The 24,190-nt window shown below is 65.1% G+C and carries 25 protein-coding genes, 1 tRNA gene and 1 pseudogene; 11 read left to right on the forward strand and 16 right to left on the reverse strand.

What is annotated here, in order from left to right; all coding sequences use genetic code 11:
- Positions 1–82 precede the first annotated feature (82 nt).
- The 5 genes from FB460_RS12305 to FB460_RS12325 form a co-directional block, all read right to left on the reverse strand.
- Positions 83–1,177 (reverse strand): ABC transporter ATP-binding protein, encoded by a 1,095-nt coding sequence (locus FB460_RS12305; protein ID WP_142094502.1) that lies wholly within the window; start codon positions 1,175–1,177, stop codon positions 83–85.
- A gap of 23 nt (positions 1,178–1,200) precedes the next feature.
- Positions 1,201–2,490: an ABC transporter substrate-binding protein gene (locus tag FB460_RS12310; protein WP_142094503.1), complete on the reverse strand. Its 1,290-nt coding sequence runs from the start codon at positions 2,488–2,490 to the stop codon at positions 1,201–1,203.
- A gap of 61 nt (positions 2,491–2,551) precedes the next feature.
- Positions 2,552–3,412 (reverse strand): carbohydrate ABC transporter permease, encoded by an 861-nt coding sequence (locus tag FB460_RS12315; protein ID WP_142094504.1) that lies wholly within the window; start codon positions 3,410–3,412, stop codon positions 2,552–2,554.
- Positions 3,409–4,302, reverse strand: a complete 894-nt coding sequence (locus FB460_RS12320) for a carbohydrate ABC transporter permease (protein WP_211345997.1) — start codon at positions 4,300–4,302, stop codon at positions 3,409–3,411. The genes FB460_RS12315 and FB460_RS12320 overlap by 4 nt, the downstream gene beginning before the upstream one ends.
- 147 nt (positions 4,303–4,449) lie before the next feature.
- Complete coding sequence (locus tag FB460_RS12325) at positions 4,450–5,835, reverse strand: MFS transporter (RefSeq protein ID WP_142094506.1); 1,386 nt, start codon at positions 5,833–5,835, stop codon at positions 4,450–4,452.
- A 231-nt stretch (positions 5,836–6,066) separates the two neighbouring features.
- Here FB460_RS12325 and scpC point away from each other — a divergent pair, with 231 nt between their 5' ends.
- From scpC to FB460_RS12350, 6 genes and pseudogenes are all read left to right on the forward strand, one after another.
- The gene (scpC, locus tag FB460_RS12330; protein WP_142094507.1) at positions 6,067–7,575 is read left to right on the forward strand and encodes a succinyl-CoA:acetate CoA-transferase ScpC; all 1,509 of its coding nucleotides are present in this window, start codon (positions 6,067–6,069) and stop codon (positions 7,573–7,575) included.
- Positions 7,576–7,592: 17 nt separating this feature from the next.
- Positions 7,593–7,666 (forward strand) — tRNA-Gly (locus FB460_RS12335).
- Between the two features lie 118 nt (positions 7,667–7,784).
- A pseudogene (locus FB460_RS13470) lies at positions 7,785–7,886 on the forward strand (MerR family DNA-binding transcriptional regulator); the annotation flags it as partial.
- A gap of 35 nt (positions 7,887–7,921) precedes the next feature.
- Complete coding sequence (locus FB460_RS13375; RefSeq protein ID WP_246044413.1) at positions 7,922–8,146, forward strand: hypothetical protein; 225 nt, start codon at positions 7,922–7,924, stop codon at positions 8,144–8,146.
- A 234-nt stretch (positions 8,147–8,380) separates the two neighbouring features.
- On the forward strand, positions 8,381–8,875 hold the full coding sequence (locus FB460_RS12345; RefSeq protein ID WP_142094509.1) for a hypothetical protein: 495 nt from the start codon (positions 8,381–8,383) through the stop codon (positions 8,873–8,875).
- 185 nt (positions 8,876–9,060) lie between these two features.
- The gene (locus FB460_RS12350; protein ID WP_142094510.1) at positions 9,061–9,558 is read left to right on the forward strand and encodes a hypothetical protein; all 498 of its coding nucleotides are present in this window, start codon (positions 9,061–9,063) and stop codon (positions 9,556–9,558) included.
- Positions 9,559–9,667: 109 nt separating this feature from the next.
- Here the strand turns inward: FB460_RS12350 and FB460_RS12355 are convergent, their stop codons facing one another.
- Both FB460_RS12355 and FB460_RS12360 read right to left on the reverse strand, forming a co-directional pair.
- Complete coding sequence (locus tag FB460_RS12355; RefSeq protein ID WP_142094511.1) at positions 9,668–9,979, reverse strand: DMT family transporter; 312 nt, start codon at positions 9,977–9,979, stop codon at positions 9,668–9,670.
- A complete protein-coding gene (locus FB460_RS12360; protein ID WP_142094512.1) occupies positions 9,970–10,308 on the reverse strand; it encodes a DMT family transporter in 339 nt (112 codons plus the stop codon). The genes FB460_RS12355 and FB460_RS12360 overlap by 10 nt, the downstream gene beginning before the upstream one ends.
- Positions 10,309–10,491: 183 nt before the next feature.
- Between FB460_RS12360 and FB460_RS12365 the strand changes: the two genes are divergently transcribed.
- Genes FB460_RS12365 through coaE form a run of 4 tightly spaced genes read left to right on the forward strand, consistent with a single transcriptional unit; the run spans position 10,492 to position 14,398 of the window.
- Entirely contained in the window at positions 10,492–10,983 is a 492-nt protein-coding gene (locus FB460_RS12365; protein WP_142094513.1) for a PH domain-containing protein, read from the forward strand.
- 8 nt (positions 10,984–10,991) lie between these two features.
- Positions 10,992–12,404: a PH domain-containing protein gene (locus FB460_RS12370; protein WP_170210096.1), complete on the forward strand. Its 1,413-nt coding sequence runs from the start codon at positions 10,992–10,994 to the stop codon at positions 12,402–12,404.
- Positions 12,405–12,435: 31 nt separating this feature from the next.
- Positions 12,436–13,194 (forward strand): polyphosphate--glucose phosphotransferase, encoded by a 759-nt coding sequence (ppgK, locus tag FB460_RS12375; protein WP_142094515.1) that lies wholly within the window; start codon positions 12,436–12,438, stop codon positions 13,192–13,194.
- Between the two features lies 1 nt (position 13,195).
- Positions 13,196–14,398, forward strand: coding sequence for a dephospho-CoA kinase (coaE, locus tag FB460_RS12380; protein WP_142094516.1), 1,203 nt, complete (start codon positions 13,196–13,198; stop codon positions 14,396–14,398).
- Between the two features lie 46 nt (positions 14,399–14,444).
- On the opposite strand, the gene FB460_RS12385 is transcribed toward coaE, so the two are convergent.
- The 9 genes from FB460_RS12385 to FB460_RS12425 are packed head-to-tail and all read right to left on the reverse strand — an operon-like array spanning position 14,445 to position 22,685.
- Positions 14,445–17,126 (reverse strand): LysM peptidoglycan-binding domain-containing protein, encoded by a 2,682-nt coding sequence (locus tag FB460_RS12385; protein ID WP_170210097.1) that lies wholly within the window; start codon positions 17,124–17,126, stop codon positions 14,445–14,447.
- Entirely contained in the window at positions 17,126–17,533 is a 408-nt protein-coding gene (locus FB460_RS12390; protein ID WP_142094518.1) for a TadE/TadG family type IV pilus assembly protein, read from the reverse strand. The genes FB460_RS12385 and FB460_RS12390 overlap by 1 nt, the downstream gene beginning before the upstream one ends.
- Positions 17,534–17,553: 20 nt before the next feature.
- Complete coding sequence (locus tag FB460_RS12395) at positions 17,554–17,889, reverse strand: TadE/TadG family type IV pilus assembly protein (RefSeq protein ID WP_170210098.1); 336 nt, start codon at positions 17,887–17,889, stop codon at positions 17,554–17,556.
- Between the two features lie 25 nt (positions 17,890–17,914).
- Positions 17,915–18,103, reverse strand: coding sequence for a hypothetical protein (locus FB460_RS12400; RefSeq protein WP_142094520.1), 189 nt, complete (start codon positions 18,101–18,103; stop codon positions 17,915–17,917).
- A gap of 45 nt (positions 18,104–18,148) precedes the next feature.
- A complete protein-coding gene (locus FB460_RS12405) occupies positions 18,149–19,042 on the reverse strand; it encodes a type II secretion system F family protein (RefSeq protein ID WP_142094521.1) in 894 nt (297 codons plus the stop codon).
- Positions 19,039–19,851, reverse strand: a complete 813-nt coding sequence (locus tag FB460_RS12410) for a type II secretion system F family protein (RefSeq protein WP_211345998.1) — start codon at positions 19,849–19,851, stop codon at positions 19,039–19,041. Before FB460_RS12410 ends, FB460_RS12405 begins: the two co-directional genes overlap by 4 nt.
- Positions 19,851–21,299: a TadA family conjugal transfer-associated ATPase gene (locus FB460_RS12415; protein ID WP_142094523.1), complete on the reverse strand. Its 1,449-nt coding sequence runs from the start codon at positions 21,297–21,299 to the stop codon at positions 19,851–19,853. Before FB460_RS12415 ends, FB460_RS12410 begins: the two co-directional genes overlap by 1 nt.
- On the reverse strand, positions 21,296–22,075 hold the full coding sequence (locus FB460_RS12420) for a hypothetical protein (protein WP_142094524.1): 780 nt from the start codon (positions 22,073–22,075) through the stop codon (positions 21,296–21,298). Before FB460_RS12420 ends, FB460_RS12415 begins: the two co-directional genes overlap by 4 nt.
- 1 nt (position 22,076) lies before the next feature.
- On the reverse strand, positions 22,077–22,685 hold the full coding sequence (locus tag FB460_RS12425) for an SAF domain-containing protein (RefSeq protein WP_170210099.1): 609 nt from the start codon (positions 22,683–22,685) through the stop codon (positions 22,077–22,079).
- A 481-nt stretch (positions 22,686–23,166) separates the two neighbouring features.
- Here FB460_RS12425 and FB460_RS12430 point away from each other — a divergent pair, with 481 nt between their 5' ends.
- Positions 23,167–24,036 (forward strand): DUF559 domain-containing protein, encoded by an 870-nt coding sequence (locus tag FB460_RS12430; protein WP_142094526.1) that lies wholly within the window; start codon positions 23,167–23,169, stop codon positions 24,034–24,036.
- Positions 24,037–24,190 lie beyond the last annotated feature (154 nt).

Raw genomic sequence — 24,190 nt, forward strand, 5'->3', positions numbered from 1 at the left:
CAGGCCCTGAGTATAGCCCTCTTCGGTCGGCACCAAAAGTTCAGAGCTTTGGCCCTGCGACCTTCGGCCGCACCGGTAGAACTCAGGCACAGAGATTACGTTCGGTGACTGCGTCGAAGAACTGAACCTCCCCAGAGATCGCCCGTGCATATAGCTTCGCCCCCGGAGACAAGGTTTCCTTCTTTCCGATACGGACGATGACCCGTTCACCACGGATCGAAGCCCCACGAAGATCTCCACAGGGCTTTGCGTAGGCGAAGTGTTCCGAACCGAGCCATTCAGTGAGCAGCACCTCGAACTCCAAGGCCCGAGGATCCTCCGGCGACGACAACTCCCATCCATCTGGACGAAGCCCGGCGATGACCGTTGGGGCTTCCACCTTGATCGGCAGCGGCACCCTGTCCTCACCGATCACGGCATGGCCGGATTCCACGGGAACGTCATCGATCAACGTGACCGGCGGCGACCCCATGAACGCGGCGACGAACGTGTTGACCGGACGCTCGTAGAGCTCCTGCGGAGAAGCGACCTGCTGGACCCGCCCCTTGTCGAGGACACAGACGCGATCCCCCATCGTCATGGCTTCGGTCTGGTCATGCGTGACGTATATCGTCGTGACCCCCAAGCGCCGCTGCAACGCGGCGATCTCGGTTCGGGTCGAGACCCGGAGCTTGGCGTCGAGGTTCGACAGGGGCTCATCCATGCAGAACACGCTGGGCTCTCGCACGATGGCTCGCCCCATGGCCACGCGCTGCCGTTGCCCCCCCGACATGTTCGCCGGGCGACGGTCCAGCAGGTCGTCCAGTTGCAGGATCCTGCTCGCCTCAGCAACCCGCCGCGTTATGTCCGCTTTGGGCACTCTCGCATTCTCCAACGCGAAGGCCATGTTTTGCCGCGCTGTCATGTTCGGGTACAGGGCATAGCTCTGGAAGACCATGGCGACATCTCGTTCTCGCGGACGCTTGCCGACGACGTCAGCCCCTGCGATCCGGATCTCTCCCTCGTCCACGGGCTCCAAACCTGCAACCATGCGCAGGCTCGTGGACTTCCCGCAGCCCGAAGGGCCAACCAGGACGAGAAACTCCCCATCGTCGATACGCAGGTCCATCGAATCCACGGCCGGGGCCGCCTCTGGGTCGAACCGTCGCGTCGCGCCGAGATACTCGACTGTTGCCATGGTCTTCCTTCGCTTCCTCGTGATCAGAGCTTGGGCTCGATGTCCCGTTCGTAGACTTCTTGGGACTGCTTCTGCAGTTCCTCGAAGATCTTCTCCACATCCTCGCCACCGGTGGTGATGCGGTCCAGCCCCTCACCGATGCGGTCGCCACCACCGGGCAGGAAGCAACGGGCGTAATCTTGGCTCTGGGTGTTCTCAGCCAGCTGGTCGATAGCAGTCTGGGCCCGCGGCTCATCCTTCAGGTAGGCCTGCTCATCGGGATGCTCCAAGGCCGACTTGCGGACAGGCATGTATCCGGTCGCCTGCGAGAAGGTCACGGTGTTGTCCTGATTCGTGGCGAACTCCACGAACTTCATGGCCGAGGCCTTGCGCTCGTCATCGATCTTGTTCGTGATGGCCAACCCGGCCCCACCAGTGGGACAGCCCGGCTTGGGCCCGGGAAGGTAGGCGGTGTCGAACTCGATGGCCGCCTGCTCCTTGAGCCCGCCCAACGAACCGGTCGACTCCAGGAGTGCGCCGGCCAGTCCTGTACCGAACTCGTTGGTCGGGTCCGCGGTGATCTTGATATGCCCCTTGTTCACCTGCTCGGCCAAGAACCTTCCGGCCTCGAGAGACTTGTCGTCAGTGAACGCCATGTCCCATTCCTTGGAGTAGCTTCCTCCGAAGGTCCAGATCATTCCCTGGAAATACCAATCCAAGTAGTTCGAGCCGTCCGGCACAACCAATGGCGCGACATCGGGATTGTCCTTGAGAAGCTTGGCAGCCATCTCATCGAACTCGTCCCACGTGGTCGGTGCGCCATCCAAGCCGGCCTTCTCCCACAGCTCACTGTTGAAGTAGAACAGGGGCGTCGAGCGGGAATACGGCAATCCGTAATGCTTGCCCTCGAAGACGTAGTCTTCACGCAACGTGTCGACGTAATCGTCGGAGTCGACCTTGCCCGAGGACCACAGCTCGTCCATGGGTGTGATCGCCTCATTGAGAGCAAGCGGAAACCACGTCACGTCGGAGGCCACGACGATGTCGGGGACGTCTCCACCGGCCAACTGGGCATTGAACTTCTGGGCGAGCTCTTCGTAGTCCGAGCCGCCGTCGATGAGCTCCACCGAGTATTCGGGGTTCTCTGCGACGAAGGCGTCGATGATCTTTTGCTCCAGGTCCTGCGACTTGCCGGGATGGTTGGACATGAAACGGATGTTCTTCGGGTCACCGCCTCCAGCGGATGATCCGCCGGTTCCGGCGCAGGAGGTCAGGGTGGCTGCGGCTGCTATGCCACCCACTGTGGTGAGCAGTGCTCGTCGGGTGATGTGCACGGTTCGGCCTTTCTCATCTGTGATGGAGTTGATGGATGTACTCGGTTGGTCGGGACACGCCTCAGCCCTTCACCGCACCTGCGGTGAGGCCCTTGATCATCTGTTTCTGCAGGAGCAGGAATGCCACGAGGATCGGCAGCATCGTCACGACCGTCCCCGCCATGACCGGCCCCCAGTTCGTCAACCCTTCGGCTTGCTGCAGAAGGGTCAGGCCGACCGGAAGCGGGGCCACCTTCTCGTTGCTGGCGATGAGGAAGGGCCACAGATACTGATTCCATTCCGTGACGATCGTGATGATCGTGAACGCGGCCACCGTCGGCCACGACATCGGAAGCACCACACGCCACAGCATCTTCATCGGCGGAGTGCCATCCATTCGCGCAGCTTCGATCACCTCGCCGGGAAGCGACATGAAGTGATTACGGAGCAGGTAGGCACCGAACGCCACACCCGCGAGCGGCACGATGATGCCGGCGAAGCTGTTGGTCCACCCCAATTGGGCCACTAGCGCGAAGTTCGAGATCACCGTGATCTCTTTCGGCACCATCAGCGACGCCAGGATGAACAGGAACGCCGCGTGACGCCCCGGAAACCTCAGGAAGACCAAGGCATAGGCCGACAGCACACCGAGGACGACCTGGACGACGGTCAGTACTGCGGTGATGAACACAGAGTTCCGCAGATACTCCCAGAAAGGGACCGCCGTGAAGACCGTGGTGTAGCTGTCGGGGATGATCTCATCGGGAAACCACATGACTGGCTGGGTGTAGATATCCGGTCGTGGCTTCAGCGAAGTGATGAGCACGAAGTACAGCGGTATGACCACCGTCGCAACCACCACGAGCATGGCGAGATATGCGATCGCCCCACGGAGCCTGCGGCGGTCGCCTCCGTGGCGGTGGGTTCCTGCATCGTTGTTCATGCTCGCCTCCCTCGCTCCTGGAGAGCGACTTGAACCATCGTGATGACCAGCAGGATGAGGAACATGATCGTCGCCACGGTCGCGCCATAACCGGCCCGCTGGTTCACGAACGTCTCCTGGTACACCTGAAACACCATCGTGGTGGTGCCTGTGCCGTAGGGGCCACCACGCGTCATCACGTTGATGATGTCGAAGACCTGAAGCGAATTGAGCATGACCGTCACCGAGAGGAAGAAGGTCGTCGGGCGCAGCTGCGGGAGCGTCACTCGCCAGAACTTGCGCAGCTGACCGGTCCCGTCGATCTCGGCCGCCTCGTCGAGATCCACACGCCGCGCCTGCAAGGCAGCCAGATAGATGACGAAGACGTAGCCGACGTTCTTCCACACGTACGTGGCGGTGATCATGAACATCGCCCAACCCGAATGCTTGTAGAAGTTGGGGGCCGCCACGCCCACCCGCGCCAACAGATCCTGGACGACGCCGAAGGTCGGGTCGAAGACGAACTGGAACGCGATGCCGATCGCCGCGCCGGAGATCACATAGGGCGCGAAAACCAACGATCTCACGACGCCACGCCCGAAGAGCTTTTGATCAAGCAGCAGGGCCAAGCCCAAGCCCAGAGCCATGGACCCGAAAACAGCAACTCCCATGAACACCGCCGTGTTCATCAAGATCTGCACCGTGTCGTCTCGCTGGACCCATTCGACGTAGTTTTGCAACCCGACGAAGGTGGCCTGCGGCGAGGAGATGTTCCACGAGAAGAAGGACAGCCGAATGTTGTCCAAGAGGGGCCGATACGTGAAAATCCCCAGCAGAACGAGGTTGGGTAACAGCAGTGCTACCGCCAGGGCCACTTCTGCTCGGCTGTATCGCCGTTCCTGTCTTGCCACGTCCGGTGACGCTAGGAAGGTTCCGTTACCGGTGAGCATCCTGAAAGTTACACAGGGGTTAACCCGTTCTCATTTGCATCAAGCGGGGCAACCTTGCGCCAGCACCCCGAGCACACACGCCCGCCCTCGACACACACCCAGGCCGCATCAAGCCTCGAAAACGGCCTCGGTCTGGAACCGCTCCTGATGGCTCATGCGGTGAGCGGTTTCCTTCGACCAGAACACTGCAAGGCTGCTCACCGCGAACAAGGCCGTGGCATAGATGGCGAGTGGCGTCAGGCCACTCTCGGGAGTCACCAGCTTGTTGGCGATCAGTGGCGCGGTGCCCGCACCGAGGATCGAGGCCATCTGGAACGTCATCCCCGCACCGGTGTAGCGATGGGCAGCGTCGAACTTCTCGCTCAGGAATGCACCGATCGGACCGTACTGGGCAGGCTGCACGATACCGACCATCACGATGAGCGCCGGCCAGACGAACACAGGGTTCCCGGTCTGGATGAAATGGAAGCAGGCCCACAGCCCCATCACCGCGACCACGCCACCTCCCAACATGACCGGGCGTCGGCCCCACCGGTCGGACAGCCACGCCATGAACGGAATGGAGAACGTGGCGATGATCGAGCCGATGGTGACCATCATCAGCGCACTGTCCCGAGGTATCGGCGATGCGCTCCCTTCAGTGGAACTGACGATGAACGGCACCATGAACGTGGCACCCAGTCCCTGGACGAACAGACCAGCCGCGCCCGCCAACGTTCCGAGGAGCAACTCCTTGGGCGAGTGCTTGAGCATCTTCACCACCGGGACGCCGGTCCGGACCTCACCACGTTGACGAGCCAGTTCGAACTCGGGCGATTCGGTCACGTTGGATCGCAGATAGAGCCCGATCACCACGATGGCGGCCGAGAGCAGGAATGGGACGCGCCAGCCCCAGTCGTCCACGAAGTAGGTGCCGGACGCGTTGGCGAAGGAATCCCCGGAGATGCGGGAGAAGAGCGCGAGGACGAAGGTCGAGAGCACGGCTCCCACCGGACCACCGGCAACGGCCAGCGATGCGCCGAAGCCCTTGCTCTCGGGTGTGGAGTGCTCCATGGCCATGAGCGTCGCGCCGGCCCACTCACCGCCGACGGCAATGCCCTGGATCATGCGCAGCACCACCAACGCGATGGGTGCGGCGACGCCCACCTTCTCGGCGGAGGGCATCAGCCCGATGCCCACGGAGACCAGCCCCATGGTCAGCAGGGTGATGACGAGCACGTTCTTGCGCCCGTAGCGGTCTCCGAAGTGACCGAAGGCGACGCTGCCGATGGGACGGGAGATGTAACCGATGAGCAGGATGAGGAAGGAAAGGGTGAGACCGAGACTCGGCGGGAGGTTGCCGAAGAAGAGTTCGGGAAACACGAGCCCTGCCGCGGCGGCGTAGAGCAGGAAGTCGTAGTACTCGACAGTGCTTCCGAGGAAGCTGGCGACGACGGCGCGTCGGCGTTCATGAGGATTGATTGTCTTGGGGGCGATCAGGGCTTCATTGCTCATTTCGTCTCCGGCGAGAGTCACGGCACGGGCGCCAATCAGCGGCCCCCGAGTCCTACGTTCAACACTGAACTCTTGAGCGATCGCTCAAGCGAGCACTTGAATACTCACTCAACAACAGCGAGGTCAAACACCCGTTCCGCTGTGCGGCACGAACCGTCAGCAACAGCCCCCTCCCGCGCGTCGCGCGCTGAGGGCGCTCGATAGGCTCACTTCCAACATCGAGGAGGTCTCATGGATCGGATTGCACACCCCGGCCTACGAGCGAAGGAGATGTCGGCCGAAGACGCGGCAGCGCTCATCCGCCCGGGCCACAACGTCGGCATGAGTGGCTTCACCGGCGCCGCCTACCCGAAGGCCGTTCCGGTCGCTCTGGCCAAGCAGATCGGCGCCGCGCACGCGGCAGGTCAGGATTTCCGGATCGGCGTGTGGACCGGCGCGTCGACCGCCCCAGAGCTCGACGGCGAACTCGCCTTGGTCGATGGCGTCGACCTGCGCATGCCGTACCAGTCCGACCCCGAGACGCGAAAACGCATCAACGAAGGCAGCATGAACTACTGCGACATCCACCTGTCGCACGTGGCGCCGACGGTCTGGCAGGGCTTCTTCGGGCGGCTCGACACGGCGGTGGTCGAGGTCGCGGGCATCGACGAACATGGCGACCTGATCCCGGCCTCCAGCGTCGGCAACAACAAGACGTGGCTCGACATCGCCGACCAAGTGATCCTCGAGGTCAACGAGTGGCACTCCCTTGAACTGCTCGGCATGCACGACATCTACTACGGCACCGAGCTTCCTCCGAACCGCGTGCCCATCCCCATGACGCACCCCGCCGACCGCATCGGCCAGACGACGCTGCGCGTGGATCCGGAGAAGGTCGTGGCCGTGGTGCGCACCAACGCCCCCGACCGCAACTCGACGCTGAAGCCCGTGGACGACATCTCCAAGCAGATCGCCGGGCACTTCCTCGAGTTCCTCGAGCACCAGGTGAAGGTGGGGCGCATCCCCAAGAACCTGCTGCCACTGCAGTCGGGCGTCGGCAACATTGCGAACGCAGTGCTCGCCGGCCTCGACAGCGGCCCGTTCCGCAACATCTACGCCTACACCGAGGTGATCCAGGACGGCATGGTCGATCTCCTCGATTCGGGCACGGTGGCCAAGGCGTCCGCCACGGCGTTCTCGCTGTCGCCGCCGGCCGCCGAGCGCATGAACGAGCGGGCCGCCGAGTACCGGGAGAAGATCATCCTGCGCCCCCAGGAGATCTCGAACCACCCCGAGGTCATCCGACGCCTGGGCGTCATCGCCTGCAACGGCATGGTGGAGGCCGACATCTACGGCAATGTGAACTCGACGCACGTGATGGGCACCCGCATCATGAACGGCATCGGAGGCTCCGGCGACTTCGCCCGGAACTCGTTGATCAGCTGCTTTGTGTCGCCATCGACCGCCAAGGGCGGGGACATCTCGGTGATCGTGCCGATGGCCAGCCACGTGGACCACACCGAGCACGACGTCTCGGCGATCGCCACCGAGTGGGGCCTGGCCGACCTGCGCGGCCTCTCCCCCAAGAAACGGGCCAAGAAGATCATCGACACGTGCGCGCATCCGGACTTCCGTCCGGCCCTGCACGAATACTTCGAGTGGGCACAGAAGGTCTCGAAGGCCCAGCACACGCCGCACGATCTTTCCAAGGCACTGGGATGGCACCAGCGTTTCCTCGACGAAGGAACCATGCATTCCTGATAAACTCGTAGATCTGCGCGGGCGTAGTTCAGTGGCAGAACGCCACCACTCCGTGGTGGAGACGTGAGTTCGATCCTTGCCGCCCGCTCCAGATCTTCACGCTTCGAGCCCCGAGACCCCGGTCTCGGGGCTCGATCTGTCTCCGGATGCGCGTGCCTCCAGAGCTCGAGGGTTGACTGTTACGTAACGTCACATGCTCTGCTGAGGTCATGCGAATCTCAGACTGTGCCGAGCTCACCGGAACCACGGTGCGGACGATCCGTTACTACCACCAGATCGGCATGCTCCCGGTGCCCGAGCGCGTCTGTTCTGGTCGTGGCCGTGGCCACCGCGCGGATCGGCTGGCGTGGACGTCCCCTGGCCCGCCTGGGTCGTGTTCGGCATCAGTGCCACCTTCGCGTTCCTCGGCCCGATGCTGGATCTCCCCGAACGGGTCCTCGAGTTGGGGCCGTTCGGCGCCGTCGGCAATGTGTCGGCCGAAACGATCAGTTGGCTCGGCGTCGAGAGCGTCCTCACTGTGGTGCTGATCGGCGTCGGGACCTGGTGGGTGCAACGTCGCGATCTGGCCTGAGGCAGGCGGGGCGCCCAGAACCAACCGTTGATGGAACAGGCGTTAATCGGTCGACCGAATCACGGCCCGATATCACCCCATCACGGCTCCATATCAGAACCTCCGAAAATCCCCCCGGGGGTATGGGGTCCGACATTTCGGCTGTTTATCGTCGATGACAAGCCGATATCGCAATGGCCCGAAAAGAAACCGATTGAACGACCATACGGATCCACCGAACAAAACTCAGGGGGAATGATGATCCGCAAGATCGCCGCAATCACCGCTGCCGCCGGAGGGCTCCTCGCCGCCGGACTGACCACCACCCCGGCCCACGCCGACACCATCCACACCGACATGAGCTCGCCCAAGGTCGAGATGGAGAAGTTCGATGTGACTCTCCTCGACGTCCGACCCAGCGAGTACAACGGAACCTTCATCGAGGTGCTGGTGTGCGCCAACGACGTGCCGCCCGGCGAAAAGATGCGGGTTTCGTGGGATCCGTGGAACGTGTCCTCGGACGAGGCGATCTTCTCGCCCAGCAGCACCGAGGGCCCCAGCGGACCCACCTACCCGTGGGCGTACGTGGACGCCCAGCAGATTCCGCCGGACTCCTACGGCGAGCGCTACCTCGTCGACGGGGAGTGCGCCGAAGGGACTCTGCTGTTCCACACAGATGGCGCCGAACCCACCGCCGTCTTCTATGAGAACGCTTTCGGCGAGCGGGCCATCTGGCGCCTCGACAGCTGAAGCCCCTCTCAACGGCGCTGACCAACCGCGGGATGAAAAACCCGCAACATCAATATCCAAATTATCTCTTCAGGGATATGTGGTTCAGCCACTCGGGCACCCAGAACCAAAAGTCGCCACGGAAAATCTATTTCCGTGGCGACTCACCCAAGAGATATTCCAGTAATTCCAGATCAGGGGGAACCATGTTCCGAAAGATCGCCGCAATCACCGCCGCCGGAGCCATCGTGGCCGGCGGCCTCGCCACCACCCCGGCCCATGCCGATGAGCCCTACCCCGAACACGTCGAGATGGAGAACTTCGACGTGACCTTCCACGGGAACGACTACCCGCCGGGGGAGGGGCCGTCCGGCACGGGATGGATGTCCGCCGATGTCACCGTCTGTGCCAAGAACGTGGCCCCCGGTGAACGGGTGCGGGTCTCATGGGACGCGTGGTCCCTCACCACCAAGACCGACACCATAAAACCCAGCGATGACCACGACATGATCTACGGGCCGACCTACCCCCACGGGAACCTGCCGCCGGAGGCCCCTCCGCCGGCCGACCCGTCCGAGCGCTACCTCGCCGATGGCGAATGCGCCGAGGGGAACCTGCTGTTCTTCACCGACGGCGAACGCCCCGGGTGGTTGTCCTACGAGAGCTCGCTCGGCGACTCTGCCCAGTGGCAGATCCTGGTCTGAGTTCCACCGGCATGGCGTGGGGCCGACACGCTCGGGGGGAGGGTCGGCCCCACGCCATGTTCCCATGTCCTCACGGGTGCGCGTTTCCCCGACCATCAGCGTCGCGGCGTCAGCCCAGTTCGACCAGCATGACGCCGGTGATGATCAACACGATCCCGGCGACCATGCGTCTGGTGAGGGCGTCGCCCCACAGGATGCGGCTGAGGATCGCCACCGAGGCCACACCTGCAGCGGCCCAGATGCCGTAGGCGAGCCCCACGGGCATCCCTGCGGCAAGGGAGCGGCCAAGGAACCAGAACGCCGCCAGATAGCCGATCCCCATCGGCACCAGCCATCCACGCCGCTGGAAACCCTGCGACTGACGCATGCTCAGCGTCGCCGCCACTTCGCAGGCCACGGCCATCATCAGGTTCAGGTACATGTCGCGTACTCCCGCTTCGGAGTGCTCTGCACCAGCGCCACTCCGCCCACGATGCACAGCAGCCCAGCGGCATCGAGCAGTGTCAGGGCCTCGTCGAAGAGAACCCAGCCGAACACTGCAGTGAGCGCAACCCCTGCACCACTCCAGATGCTGTAGGTGACCCCGATCGGCACTCCACGGCGGAGCACGACGCCCAAAAGCCCCAATGCGGCCGTGTAGCCCACGACAACCGCGATGATCCAGCCCCAGTGATCCGCAGCCGCGCGCAGCGCCAGCGTCCCGGCCACCTCGAAGGCGATGGCCATCGCCAGCAATCCCCATGTCTGCATCCACCGGCTCCTTTCGGACCTCCACTCTCCACGGTCGGACAAGCAACCGGTGTCCACAACCGACCACTGGATTCCCCGAGGCGAGCACGAAGCCTTTGTTCACGGGGTCTGGCCACACTGCGGATGAACGACTGGTCGGTTGTGGTCACCGAGCTGCGCAGACACGCTCGGTAGGCTGCAGCCATGTCCGACCCCCTCTTCGCTCCCCCACACGGCGAATGGCGGCGTCCGGCCAGCGGATACATCGCAGCGCGCCGCATCGCCACCTTCATCACATGGCTGATCGTGTTCGGGATCCCGGTCGGTGCCCTGACGGCGTTCGCCCCGTGGCCGTTCGCGGTGTCGGTGGGCGCTGTCGGACTGATCGTGCTGGTGTGGCGCGTCATCCGCGTCGCAGCGTTGTGCCGCGCCCGCGGCTATGCAGAAATGGACGAGGAGCTGTACGTCACCAAGGGCATCTGGTTCCAGTCGCTCACTGTCGTCCCCTACGGGCGCATGCAGGTGGTCGAGGTGGAGCGGGACCTCTTCGAGCGATGGTTCGGGATCGCCACGGTGCGTCTGGTGACCGCGAGCTCCGAGACCGGCGCCAGCATCCCCGGTATCCCTCCCGAACAGGCCGCCGAGCTGCGCGACCGTCTGACCGAGCTCGGCGATCCGCGCGGCTCGGGGCTCTGAGGCCGCAGATGGCCACCGCATGGGTCCCCACCGGACGTTCGGAGCGCCCCCACCCGTTGACACCGTTGGTGCGGGGATGGGTGATCTTCGCCGCGTTGCTGTTCTCACTGGTGCAGGAACTCGGTTCCTTCCGCGGCGACGAGAACGGTGAAGGAACCTCTGTTCCGTGGTGGGTCCTGGGGGCAGGGTTACTGGCCACGGCATTGATCGGCGGTATCGCATCGTTCGTCACCTGGCGGTTCACCCGGTTCGTGATCGATGACCGGGAGGTACGTATCGAGACCGGGTGGCTGAACAAGTCGTCCAGGAAGGTGCCGTTCGAACGGGTGCAGAGCATCGATGTGGTCCAGCCGTTCGTCGGAAGGTTGTTCGGCCTCGCTGAGCTCGAGATCCAGGCCGGTGGCTCGGATTCCCAGTTGCGGCTTCGCTACCTGAGTCGCCAGCGCGCCAATCAACTCCGTGATCACCTGCTGACCCGTGCCATGGGCGAATCCAGCGATGCGCTGACGCGCCGAACCAAAGAGAACGTGCTGACCGGCGTCAGCGCGAGCGACGATGTCCTGATCCGGTTGACCCCCACCGCACTGATCGTCGGCTTCCTCACCTCGGGTGAATTCATCTGGACAGCTGCGATACTCGTGATCAGCCTGATCGGTCTGGGTATCGGCGCCTGGATGAGCAGCCTCGGGGTCCTGCTCGCCGGCCTTCCGCTCCTCATCCCCCTCGTGGTGGCGATCGGAAATCTCGCAAGCAAATACGTGTTGCGTCAGGTGAACTACACGATGGTCCGCACCGGCCACGGCAGCGGCGCGACGCCGGCCATGCGTCACGGACGCGGCGGCGTTCGTATCACTGCAGGACTCACGAGCCTCACGAGCCGCACGATCCCGTTCGACCGGGTGCAGGGGCTGAAGATCCACCAGAGTCTGCTGTGGCGTCCCCTCGGGCTGTTCCGCATCGATGTGGATGTCATCGGGACCCGCAACGAGGAGGCAGACACAGACTCGCACGGCAATGTGCTGCTGCCGATCGGGACCGCCGCGCAGGTCGCCACCATCCTCGATGTGATCCTTCCCGACACCGATCTGACACCGGACCTGCGTCCCGCTCCCCGACGCTGCCGCTGGTTGCGGCCCTTCGACTTCTGGACGCTGAAACACGGTGTGAGCCCCGACGTGGTCGTCACCGAACAGGGGTGGCTGCACCACGTCCGGCTGATCGTCCCGCACGCCAAGACCCAATCGGTGCGCATCCGACGCGGCCCCCTGCAACGCGCGCTGGGGCTGGCGTCGGTGTTCGTGGACAACGTGGATGGCCCGGTGAACGTGGCGATCAAACATCAGGACCCGCAGTGGGCCCGCGAACTCGCACTCTCCCAGCTCGATCGGGCTCGAACGGCCCGGAATCACGCCCCCCGCTGACAACGGCAGCTGTTTGGGTAATGTTCCGAACATGAAGCCAGTACTGGGCATCGACTTCGGCGGTTCCTCGATCAAGGGAGCCCTCGTGGACGTCGCGGAGGGACGCCTCGCGTCCGAGCGTGCCCGCATCGTGACGCCGAACCCGGCCACCCCTGCTCGCGTCGCCGACGTCATGGCGCAGATGGTGGATTCGTTCGCCGATGAGATCGGTGATGGCCCGGTGGGCGTCGCCATCCCCGCAGTGGTGCAGCATGGCACGACCCGCAGTGCCGCGAACATCGATCCCGCATGGATCGACCTCGATGCCCAGCAGCTCCTGACCGACCGTCTTGGACGAGCTTCGATCTTGGTCAACGACGCCGACGCCGCAGGCATGTGCGAGGCAAAATACGGTGCCGCGGTTGGTCAGGAGGGCGTGGTGCTCATGTCGACGCTCGGCACCGGGATCGGTTCGGCGCTGATCAGTGGCGGTCGACTCGTCCCCAACACCGAGTTCGGGCACATCGAGATGAACGGCGGTGACGCCGAACAGCAGGCGTCGTCGGGTCGCAAGGATGTGTTGGGGCTCAGCTACGAGGAATGGCTCCCTCTGATCGAGCAGTATTTCCAGACCGTCGAACAACTCCTCTGGCCCGACCTGATCGTGGTGGGCGGCGGTATCAGCCGCGACTCCGACAAATTCCTGCCCCACATGAATCTGCGCACCCGCATCGTTCCGGCGCAACATCTGAACGACGCCGGCGTCATCGGCGCCGCATGGGTCGCACATCACCACCCGGACGGCCTCTGACGTGCTGCGGGTGGGCCTCACCGGCGGGATCGCAGCCGGTAAGTCTCTGGCATCGCGTCGGCTCACCGAGCTCGGTGCGATCGTGGTGGACGCCGACCGCATCGCCCGCGAAGTGGTGCTGCCCGGCACGCCCGGGCTGGAACAGGTCGTCGAGCGTTTCGGCCCCGAGATCCTGACCGATGCGGGGCACCTCAACCGCGACCGGCTGGGGCAGCTGGTGTTCACCGACCCCGACGCCCGCGCCGATCTGGAACGCATCACGCATCCGCTGATCCGCACCCGCACCGAGGCCATGGTGGATGCCGCACCCGATGACGCCATCATCATCCACGATGTGCCCCTGCTGGTGGAGAAGAACCTCGGCCCCGACCACCATCTGACGATCGTGGTGCATGCGAGCGCCGAGGAGCGTCTGGCCCGGATGGTCCGTGATCGAGGGATGACCGAGAAGGCCGCCAGGCAACGCATCAACGCCCAAGCCACTGACAAGCAGCGGCGCGCATCGGCCGACGTGTGGCTGGAGAACAACGCCGCGCCGGCACAGTTGCGACGCGAGATCGACAAACTGTGGAACGACCGGTTGGTGCCGTTCGAGCACAACGTCCGTACCGGCGAGCGGGTTCGGCGCCCCGAACTGCTGACCGTGGTGCCGCCGAACCCCGACTGGCCCGCCCAGGGCGCGCGACTGACCGCACGTCTCCGCCGCATCTTCGGCCCCGAAGCCCTGGCGGTGGAGCACATCGGCAGCACCGCAGTGCCGGGGATGCCGGCCAAGGATGTGATCGACGTGCAGGTGGGCGTCCGCGACCTGTCGGTACTCGACCAACCCGAATGGCGTGAACGCATCTCCGACGGCGGATTCCCCCGGGCCGAGGGAGAATGGTGGGACCTCGTCCGCGGCGACGGCGGCACCGTCCGCGCACGCAAGCACTTCCACGGCAGCGCCGACCCCGGGCGGATCGTGCACATGCATGTGCGGGAGATCGATTCGCCGGCCTGGCGTCTGGCCCTGCTGTTCCGCGCCTGGTTCACCACCGACGCCGAAGCACACCTGGAGTACCGCGCGCTGAAGCGTCAGCTCGTGGGCAGGGGCCTCACCGCCACCGAGTACGCCAAGGAGAAGGAGCCGTACTTCGAACGCGCGGCCGAACGGGCCGAGGCGTGGGCCAAGCGCACCGAATGGCGGATGCCGACGCCACGGTGATCCCTGCCGGGCCCAGGCGCCGAGGTGCTGCGGGAACGGGCCCGACTCAGCCCACGCTCCCCCGTGCCACTCCTTCCATGGCCTCCTGCACCAGGGTGATCGTGTCATCGTGCAGATCCACGTTGAGCGAACGGGCCTGACGTGTCAGACGCATCGCGAGCCGCGGCACCTCGCGATGGTTCCCCGCCCGCATCTCGGTACGGATCCGCGCGCAGAGCAACTGCTCGTCATCACCGACGGCCACGAGCGCCCGGCCCGCCGCCCAGCGGGCGAGGTCGATGTCACCGTCGGCCAGAGCCCGTGCGGTCAGCTCCACACCGATGTCGCGGATGCACGAGAGTGCATCGGTGCGCATGACCTCGGCCCACTGCCACTGCGTCGGGGCCGCGTCGGCCAGGGGAGCGCCCCGAACCAGTTCGAGGGCGGAGATCAGGCTCGGTGTCGAACTGCGGTTGACGCCGGTGAACGTGTACAGCTGCACCTGATGCCAATCCGACATCACCTCTGTGCTCAACGTCACCCGTCCGGTGTGGGCCTCCGGCAGATAGGCCTTGCCCTCATCGTCGCGTCCCAACCATTTCCGGAGCCGGGAGAGGTTGGAGCGTCGGGTCGACTCGACCACGAACAGATCCCTGCTCATCTGCCGCGCCGTCGCCCCAGAATGCTCCACGAGCCATGCGGCCATCTCGACGCACGACCTCCTGGCGCGCTGCGGCACTTCCCCACGGGCCCCCAGAAGGTCCACCGGACCCAACAGCTGCACGACGGGGTGACTCGGGATTCGCTCATCGGTGTTCACATCTACTGACTCCAGGACGGTCGGCGGGTGCGGACGGGGCATCGTGCGGTCGGGATGGATACGGACGACATTCGAGGGAAGTTCGGGTTCTGGACGCTGGGGTGCCCGAGGCAGCGTCGTGTGGTCGGCGTCGGGGGTCGGAAACCACCACGGGGCGGGGTCGGTGGCGGTGGCGTTCACCGCATCGAACGCATCGGCGAGCACGGTGCCCACCTCTGCGGGGACGGTCCGCGCCACGAACGCCGTACCGTCGGGCAGCAGGGAGAAGTCCGGGGGCGGTTCCACCCTCAACCGGACCGGACCGGTGGAGGATCCCACCACCGACATCCCCATCCGTTGCGCCATGGGTGCGAGTCGCGCGTGGTCGGCCGGGTCCGGGCAGATCAACACCTTCGCCCGATCGGCGTCCTCACCGGCCGCGCGGCGGCGTCGACGTTCGGCGGGCGCCATCGCGTCCGCCCGCCCCGGTTCTGTGTCGGCGTCCGCGCTGGCGGCTCGTAACTCATCGGCGGAGATGCACCGCACATGCGCCACCTCGGCGGCGTCGACGCCACGGTGCTCCCCCACGACGAGGACATCGAGATCATCGGCCCAGGGGCTGGTGATCGTGTCAAGGATCCACCCGTCGAGGAACTCCGCCACGACGGGCTCCGCACCGGAGAGGACCTGGGTATCGGCTTCGAGATCGATGAACAATTCCCCACCGAGACCGCGTCCGACGCTCACCAACGCAGGCCATGGATTGTGCGCCGCCGCATCGGGGACGGCCGTCTCGGAGGCGATCACCCACGCCGCACCGTCACGCGTGGCCCAGTCCGGCGGGGGCGGGGCGCCGCCGGCGAAGGTCAACCGGATCGCCTCGGCAGTGGCCACCACGTGACGCAGGCCCGGGACCTCAACGCCACACCACGCCCCAACAGCGCGCAACACCAGATCCAACGCGGCCACCGACTCCGGGTCCCTCACCGCCACCAGGTCATCGGCCTCCTCGGGCGGGTGGGTGATACGTCGGCCCAATGGGCGAGTGGCCAACTGCACCTCACGCCGACGCCGCCACAGCGCGGCCAGCCCCGTGCTCGCCAACAGTCCGACATGGGCACCGGCCAACAGGAGCGCAGCCTGCTGGACCGGCCCGTCTCCGACACCGGTGGCGTCCGGGTCCGACGCGTTGCGGGCCGCTTCAAGCTCGACCGGGTCGATCACGTCCAGACCCACATCGGACGGTGCGACGGTGATGGGGTTCCGACTCGTCAGATCCTCCGGCGTGCCGGGGACCTCGGCGGCATCTGCCTGCGGCAGATCCGGATCGGGAGTGGGAGGCGTCGGGCCCGGTGTGGACGCCACGGCGACCGGCGCCTCATCGAGCCGGTGTATTCCGGGGATGCGGAGCTCCTGACCGATCTCGAGACCGTCGGGATCCGCGAGCAGTGGATTGGCTTCGGCTATACGTCGCCACTGGCCACCATCGCCGTAATGCTGTTCGGCGATCGTCCACAGGCTCTCCCCACGCTCCACGGTGTGCATCACGAAGACCTCACGCTCCGGCGGTGCCTCGCGCCGCGGCACCGCATCGGAGATCCCGTGTTGGGGTGGTGGGGCCGCCTGCGCCTGCTGGTGCGGCGCCAACGCCAGCACCGACATCAGCAGTGACGCCACGAGCATCCGCGGACCCCGCAGCCACCCGCGTCGCGACGTGCCGATGCCCAACGCCTCGGTCACCACCAAAGCCGCGAACATCGCCCACATCAACCAACCGGCGACCCAGAGCACGGTCAACAACACCGTTCCGTCATCGGGACGCAGCCAGACCTCGGGCTGCAGCAACCGTCGTGGCGCCACCATCTGGGCGGTCGTCATCAACACGATCGGCCCACCGACGAGGCCCAGAACGAGCACCGCAAGTGACGCCATACCGCGAAGCACGCGCATCATCGCCTCCTGCGATATGAATCGAGGATCTGATCGGCTTCGCCGGTCACGACGATGCGCCCCGGCAACCCCGGCAGCACCACATCGGTGAACCCGACCTCACAACGCACCTGCACCGACACCCGCGCCGCAGTGCCGACCGGACGTGCGAACTGGACGGTGTCCGTTGCCACCACCGGAGAACACGTGCCGTGGAGTTCCCGCACCACGTGTTCACGAGCCGCCCGCGAAGCCGCTGCCGCAGAGACCTCGAGACTCGCCGCCCGAGCACCCCCGGCCGCTGCGTCCACCACCTCACCCCGCGCCAGATGCAACCGGGCACCGGCCACCATGAGCGCGATGAACAACATGAACCCCGGCACCAGGATCACCGTCTCCAACGCCGCCGAACCACGTTCGTCCCTCACAGGCACCCCACGTTCGTCCCTCACAGGGCCCGCTCCCTCGGCGCCGACGCGGAGACCGCGACCGAGCGTCCACCACTGATCAGCCGCACACGCGCCTCGACCGTGACCGCCACATGCGTCGCGTCCTGCTCGGCAGACACGTCGAACCACTCGATCGCGGTGGGTCGCATCAGACCATGAACCTCACGATGAGCCGCCCCGGGCCGCCGGTCCACGCGGCCCTCGGCCCACGCGGCCGCCGATGCCGCCTGCTGAACCACACCCCGCGCATGGAGGAAGGTCGCCACATCGCACGCAGCCACGAGAACCCCGACCAGCAGGGGCAACAACACCGCCCACTGGACCGAGGTGGTCATCCCGCGATCATCCCGCAGCGCACATTCACTGCGGCAGATTGCGACGCACATAGGCGGTCACCATGGTGATAACCACCGTGGCTACCGCCACGGCACCTGCGAGAAGGATCGCGTTCTCCGTGGACTGCGACAGCCCTCGTTCATCACGACGAGGCCGCTGTGGAGGTGCGACGAACCAGGAGAGGAGGGCAAGAGCGACATTGACGATGCGCATACAGATGGCCTTTCGAGAACAATCACCGATGAAGGATCGAAACGGTCAGAACTGGGTCAGGCGCAACAGCGGCGCGGCGAGCAGGATGGCGGCGAACACAAGCACCGGCGCGGTCATCGCCAATGTCATGCGTTCGGAAATCGAATGGGCGTGGACGCGCTGTTCCGCCAGATGCGCATCACGCAGGTCGAGGACGCGCGCACGTAGCGCGCCGGTCAGGGCCGCACCGGTCTCATCGAGCCGCAAGGTCTCGGCCACGTCAGCCAGCGCAGGCAGATCAAGCTCATCGGCGAGCTCAGTGAGGTCCCGATGCGGTGGTTGCTGCTGCAACTCCGCTCGGGCCAAGGCCTGCCGGATGTGCACGAACAGTGGCTGGTCACTCTGTCCCGCCGCCGACTCGAGGGCCTGCGGCACCGACCGGTTCGCCAACCGCTCGAGGATCACCAGATCGAGGAAGGTGAACAGCGCATCGGTGGCATCCACCTGGTCATGACGTCGACTCCGGTGCAACAACAGATCCGGAATGAACCACGCCCCCAGACCGCACAGCGCCACCAACGCGACCGTCGGACGCGGCCCCGGGCCGGCGATGATCGCCACACAGGTGGCCACCAGCGTCGGCAGGACCACACCCAACAGCATCCACACGAACTTATCCGCGTGGAACTCCGCAACACTCCGACGCTGCAACGCCAACGCGCGACGCTGCCCCGGAAGCAACGGAACGGGACTGTGCCGAGCAAGCCACGCACCGATCCGTTCGGTCCTGGTACCGGTACTGCCGAAGTCCTCCGAGGCCCCCGGCTCTTCCCCCGCCAAGAACGCCATGGCATCGCCGAGTGCTGGCGCAGTACGTTGCAGTCCAGCCACAAGAGCCACCGATCCGCCCACCACACAGGCCCCGGTCCCGAGAATGATCAGCCACATCAGCGGTGTCACGTCATCCTCCTCAGGATCCGCGCCTGGGCAGGAGGCGTCGCGATCGCGCGCAGCAGCACCAAAGACCCCAGATAGGCGGCCACGAGGAAAGCCAGCACCACTTGGCCCAACGGCGTCCCGTACGGCTCGAAGTAACCGTGCCCCACCACGAAGGCCGCCGCCAGAACCAGCCCGGTGATTCCAGTGACCTGCCGCACCACCACCCTTGGCTTCTCCCGTTCGGTCTCGATCTCACGCAGCGCCCGCAACCGCCGCTGATTGGATTCGGCAAGTGTCGACAACACAGTGCTCGCACCGGTGCCACCGCGTTCCGAAGCCACGATCAATGCAGCGATCACAGCATCACCGTCCGGGCTGTCGATCTCGTCAGCCATGGCCCGTAGAGCCGCTGTGGTGGTCCATCGATCATCCAGCCTCGCCACCAGATTCCCGATGGGCTCGGCCAACATCGAAGGGGCTCCACGACGTGAGCGCCTCAGGGCGTCGCTGATGGAACGCCCCGTCCCGACCGTCGCGGTGATCTGATGCACCCAACGATCCAACGCAGCCAACAAGTCCACCTGCCGACTCCCCGGCGCCGCCAACAGCCACGGCAATGTCACTGCGATCGCCGGCCCCGCCACCAACGTGATCGGCCACCCCGTCACGGCAAAGACCAACAGACCACCACTCGCCCCGATCACAAGCGGCCAACGAGCACTCCCCAAGCGGCGTCGACGCCGCTGGACCCGTGGCTCTCCCGGTGGCTCCATGCCATATCGCAGAGCCCACAGGCCCCCGATGAGCATCGCCGCCACCACTGCCGCCATCATCTGATCCACCCCTCGTAGCGGGCGAAGCGATGCACGAGATCCACCGGAGGGGTGAAACCTGCCGGGCCCTCTGGCCCATGCTCGGCGCGGTAGACCACGTGTGTGATCGGGCGGCCGTTTTCCAGACCACCGGTCACATGGCGCACTTCGTTGACCCGGCGATGACGTTTACCCCGACGCCACGTGTCGTCGTGGAGCCCGACGTGAACGACAAGATCGAGGTTCGAAGCGATCTGCCCGTAGGCCTCATCGACCGTGATCTCGCCACCCCGGGCCATCCGGGCGACGAGCCGATCGAGCGTCGCAGCAGCCGAATGGGCATGCACCGAGGAAAGTGCGCCCGCGCCGGCCTGCATCGCCTCGACCATCGCACGAGCCTCCACCCCACGCACCTCACCGACGATCAAGCGCGTCAGGTTCTGACGCAGCGCTTCGGGGATGAGATCGGCAACGGTCACCTCGCCGATCCGTTGCCCGTTGTGCACTTCGCCCGCACCCAACCGGGCCTGCAGGGCCAAGATGTTGTCCCGTCCCGGAAGAAGATGGGTCAGAAGCTCGTAGTCGGTCTCGATCGTCGCGAACCGCTCATGCATCGGGATGGCCGCAATGAGAGCCCTCAACAGGGTCGTTTTTCCTGCGCCCTGGTCACCAGAAATCACGATGGACCGTCGATCCAGCACAGCTGCCCCGAGGAAGTCAGCCAACTCGTGAGGCATGAGCCCGCCCTCGGCCAGTTCATGCAAAGTGACGTCGGTCATCGTGTGCTGACGAATCACCACCGAGGGACGGTGGCTGAGCCCAAAACCGATCGCATGCAAACGGAACCGAGCTCCGAGCGCCAGAGTCATGGTGGGGTGAGCATCATCGAATGGACGTGAAGGTTCAGCGCTCTGCCCGAGAAACCGCACCGCGTCGATGAGTTCTGCATCCGAATCCGCGATGGGTGGCAGCGTCGACCTCGTCCCGTCGGGATGCTGCACACGAACCGGCTCACATCCGATGATCTCGATGTTCTCGGCGTCGGGGATCTCGAACACCGGTTGCAGGCGCCCGTACCCGAAGATCGCGTTCCAGACCGCCACCGCATAAGCCTGCTCACGTTCGAGAGGCCACGCCTCGTGCCCGTCACGGTGGGCCGCATCGGCATGGTCGGTGACGAGCGTCTGGATGACTGAACGGCCCAGCATGCGACGATCGTCAGCGTCGAGTCGCTTCCCGGTGATTCGCTCGTGCTCGGAACACCGGTCAGCGATCTCACTCGATGCACGCCCACGGAGTTCGACGACGAGATCCCAATCGATGCGCTCCACCCGTCGCCGCTGCGGATCCCATTCGGCATCGGCCGGGAGCACCGAGTCCACCCCGGCGATGTTCTGGGGAACGGTTTCGGTCAACGGGGCAAGGGGTTGGTTGAACAGCGTGACATCGATGGATTCGAGGCTCATCGCGACACCCCCACGGTGACTGGGCGAATACGTCCCCGCAGATGCTCGACCATGTGCGCCACCGAAGTCACCAGAGGGGACCGATGATGACGCTTGGCCGGGGGCTCGCCGTCGCTGTAGACGGCGGCGGTGTCGGGGTCGTCCGCCAACCGGCCCCAGACCGGCAGGCCGAAGACACGTTCGATCTCATGACCGGTGTAGGGCTGGCCCTCTCCGATGACGACCACCGCCACGTGGGCAGTGGCGTCGAGCTGTTCGTGGTGCTGCTGCAGGGACGGGAGATGCACACGCATGGCTGCCAGATCACGCAGGCTCGTGCGTGTGACCACGAGCACAACTTGAGCAACCGCCAAAAGCGCAGGGGGCACGCCACCGCCAAGACGACCGACGTCGATGACCGCGTCGATCTGCCGTTGGTGAAGAGCGTTCAAGGCTGGCGCCAGAGAAGTCCAGACCGGCGGAAAAACCGCAGCCGCCCCCGGATGTGACACCCCGGGAAGGAACCAGCGCAGTTGATCTGGACCCTCGTTCGTTGGCAATCGGAGCGCAGCCGAAAGCACGTCGAGTTCTGCTCGAGCTCGATGCCGAGCAGCGATCGCCGTCAGTCCTCCCGGGTCGGTCACCGCTCCGCCGAGATACCCAGCAAGCACAGCCTGGGTGGGGTTGGGGTCCGCATCGACGAGAACCGTTTCTCGAGGCCAGTGCAGAGCCAGCGCAAGGGCCGTCGTCGTCGCACCGGGAGCGCAACCAGCACTGGCGATGACGATGACGGCCACGTCACTCACCATCCAGGACCAGAGCCACACGATCGGTGGCGGCCAAACGGGCCAGATCGGCGGCTGCACCATCGGGCACTGCCACATCAACGATCCAGGAGATACCGTCCTCATCACGCACCGGCGCAGTGATAACCCGCGCCTCGGTGACGGTCAGGTCGGCCCATTCGTCGTCTGCGACGATGACCGCCTCGGTGGTGAGGCTCTCTTCCTGCGGCTGCACCAAAGCCGGATCCGGAAGGGTGACCGCCAGCACCGGTGAACCGGGGTGGAGACCGGTGGTCGGGATCCGGCCCGATGCGAGGCGCAGTCCTAGCTGGGACTCCCCTTCGTCGAGAGGGACATCACCGATGACTCCGGCCGGTAAGAGCGTTCCCTCCGGGAGAGCGACCGTGGCCTCCTGCCCGATGAGTGCGTTCAACTCATCACCCGAAACCGTCTGCACATGCGGAATCCTGCCGACCGACACCGTGGTCAGATCTCCTGCGGTGATCTCCTGGCCCACTTCGAGTGGTTGGGCCACATAGACGACCTGATGGGTCCCGGTCGCCTGATGCCACAACCATGCAGCTCCCAACGCCCCCAGCAGCATGGAGAGAGCGCCGCCCACGATCCACTTCGGCTGCCTCCGGGGGCGTAACGGTGCTGCTCCGGGGACTGGGGCGTCCTGGACGGTCGATGGCTTGCGGTGATGGGTTCGTCGATCTGGGCTCGGGCTCTTCTGAAGAACTTCTTCGGCCGACACCATCGTCCCTTTCACTCATGATCCGGTGATGGCAGAAGTGACGATATGGGCAAAGTCATATTGACACGCCTCTTTTTGGGTCAACAGTTGGTGAATCTCACATGTCCGACAAATTAACTCCTTCATTGCCGCCAGAAATTGTCTGGAGCGGAGTGCTTCGGACACGGCTCACGGCCCTCGAAGCCACAACCCACCAGCAGATTGAACGTGAGCTAAGCAAAGCCCAGCACATCGGGCTCTCCGCCAAGCCGCCGCGAACGCCTGGTCGGTTGTGGACAAGAAGCTCCATCCACAGGGCACCCGGGACCCGGTTCGGTTCCCGGGCCGCCCTTCCATAACGAAGGTCATGAACCTCGAAACGCTGCTGGCTGCCGAGAACGGCATCATCGTTGCCCGTGACCACCGCCCCCTCCTCCGTCGCTTGGCCCGGTGGGCCCAACGCGGTCTGCTCGTACGGGTCCTGCGCGGTGTCTACGTGGCGGCCGGAGCCGAAAGGCACACCGAGACCCTGATCCGAGCGGTGGCCAGCGCCTATCCGGATGCGATCTTCACCGGCCGCGCGGCGGCCTGGCTCAACGGCTGGTCGGATGTGGTCCCTCGCGAAGTCACTGCGATCCACCGTGGGAGGAGCCTCCGCGCACCCGGAATTCGGCTCCGACACGGAACCCTCAATGACGAGGTGTGGCATGAGCACCGCGGCCTGCGCTTCCTCACCCGAACGATGACTGCCATCGATCTCATTCCCGAACTGGGCGGCGCACTGGTGGATGACCTGCTGCGCAAGGACCGCACCGGCACCCAGCTCAAGCTCCTGAACAGAGCCCTCGCGCTGACCCCCGGTCGCGTGGGAAACCGGGCACGGCGATTGCTCCTCGAGCGAAGTCGAGCCAATGCCTGGTCCGAAGCCGAACGTGAGCTGCACGATCTTCTGGACGCCGCCGGGATCACCGGATGGTCGGCGAACTTCCCCATCCGCGAAGACGGGCGCACGCTGCACCCCGATGTGGCCTTCCGAGCGTGCCGCCTCATCGTGGAGGTCGATGGCTACCGATTCCACAGCGATCGAGAGATCTTCGAGACAGACCGAGAGCGACAGAACCTGCTGGTTCTCAACGGTTGGCGGGTGATCCGGCTGACATGGCGGATGATCACCGAACGGCCCGCCTGGGTCATCGGGCTGATACGCCGCGCCTTGGATGAAGCGCCCACGTCTTGACCCGATGTACGGACGATCACACGAAGCCCCGGCCCATGGGTACATGCCCATGTCCCTGACCGGCTCGGCCTGCCTGGGCAACTCCGAATCACGTCAGGATGGATCGGCCCACACCATCAAAGGAACAGACCAGGCAGATCGTACTGGGATCCCC

The organism is Propioniferax innocua (assembly GCF_006716235.1).
GTDB lineage: Bacteria > Actinomycetota > Actinomycetes > Propionibacteriales > Propionibacteriaceae > Propioniferax > Propioniferax innocua.

Bases quoted from the DNA above. Each gene is read 5' to 3' on its own strand.
- FB460_RS12305 (WP_142094502.1), bottom strand. From the start codon at position 1,177: ATGGCAACAGTCGAGTATCTCGGCGCGACGCGACGGTTCGACCCAGAG.
- FB460_RS12315 (WP_142094504.1), bottom strand. From the start codon at position 3,412: ATGAACAACGATGCAGGAACCCACCGCCACGGAGGCGACCGCCGCAGG.
- FB460_RS12325 (WP_142094506.1), bottom strand. From the start codon at position 5,835: ATGAGCAATGAAGCCCTGATCGCCCCCAAGACAATCAATCCTCATGAA.
- scpC (WP_142094507.1), top strand. From the start codon at position 6,067: ATGGATCGGATTGCACACCCCGGCCTACGAGCGAAGGAGATGTCGGCC.
- FB460_RS12345 (WP_142094509.1), top strand. From the start codon at position 8,381: ATGATGATCCGCAAGATCGCCGCAATCACCGCTGCCGCCGGAGGGCTC.
- FB460_RS12350 (WP_142094510.1), top strand. From the start codon at position 9,061: ATGTTCCGAAAGATCGCCGCAATCACCGCCGCCGGAGCCATCGTGGCC.
- FB460_RS12355 (WP_142094511.1), bottom strand. From the start codon at position 9,979: ATGTACCTGAACCTGATGATGGCCGTGGCCTGCGAAGTGGCGGCGACG.
- FB460_RS12360 (WP_142094512.1), bottom strand. From the start codon at position 10,308: ATGCAGACATGGGGATTGCTGGCGATGGCCATCGCCTTCGAGGTGGCC.
- FB460_RS12365 (WP_142094513.1), top strand. From the start codon at position 10,492: ATGTCCGACCCCCTCTTCGCTCCCCCACACGGCGAATGGCGGCGTCCG.
- FB460_RS12370 (WP_170210096.1), top strand. From the start codon at position 10,992: ATGGCCACCGCATGGGTCCCCACCGGACGTTCGGAGCGCCCCCACCCG.
- ppgK (WP_142094515.1), top strand. From the start codon at position 12,436: ATGAAGCCAGTACTGGGCATCGACTTCGGCGGTTCCTCGATCAAGGGA.
- FB460_RS12385 (WP_170210097.1), bottom strand. From the start codon at position 17,126: ATGCGCGTGCTTCGCGGTATGGCGTCACTTGCGGTGCTCGTTCTGGGC.
- FB460_RS12395 (WP_170210098.1), bottom strand. From the start codon at position 17,889: ATGACCACCTCGGTCCAGTGGGCGGTGTTGTTGCCCCTGCTGGTCGGG.
- FB460_RS12400 (WP_142094520.1), bottom strand. From the start codon at position 18,103: ATGCGCATCGTCAATGTCGCTCTTGCCCTCCTCTCCTGGTTCGTCGCA.
- FB460_RS12410 (WP_211345998.1), bottom strand. From the start codon at position 19,851: ATGGCGGCAGTGGTGGCGGCGATGCTCATCGGGGGCCTGTGGGCTCTG.
- FB460_RS12415 (WP_142094523.1), bottom strand. From the start codon at position 21,299: ATGAGCCTCGAATCCATCGATGTCACGCTGTTCAACCAACCCCTTGCC.
- FB460_RS12430 (WP_142094526.1), top strand. From the start codon at position 23,167: ATGAACCTCGAAACGCTGCTGGCTGCCGAGAACGGCATCATCGTTGCC.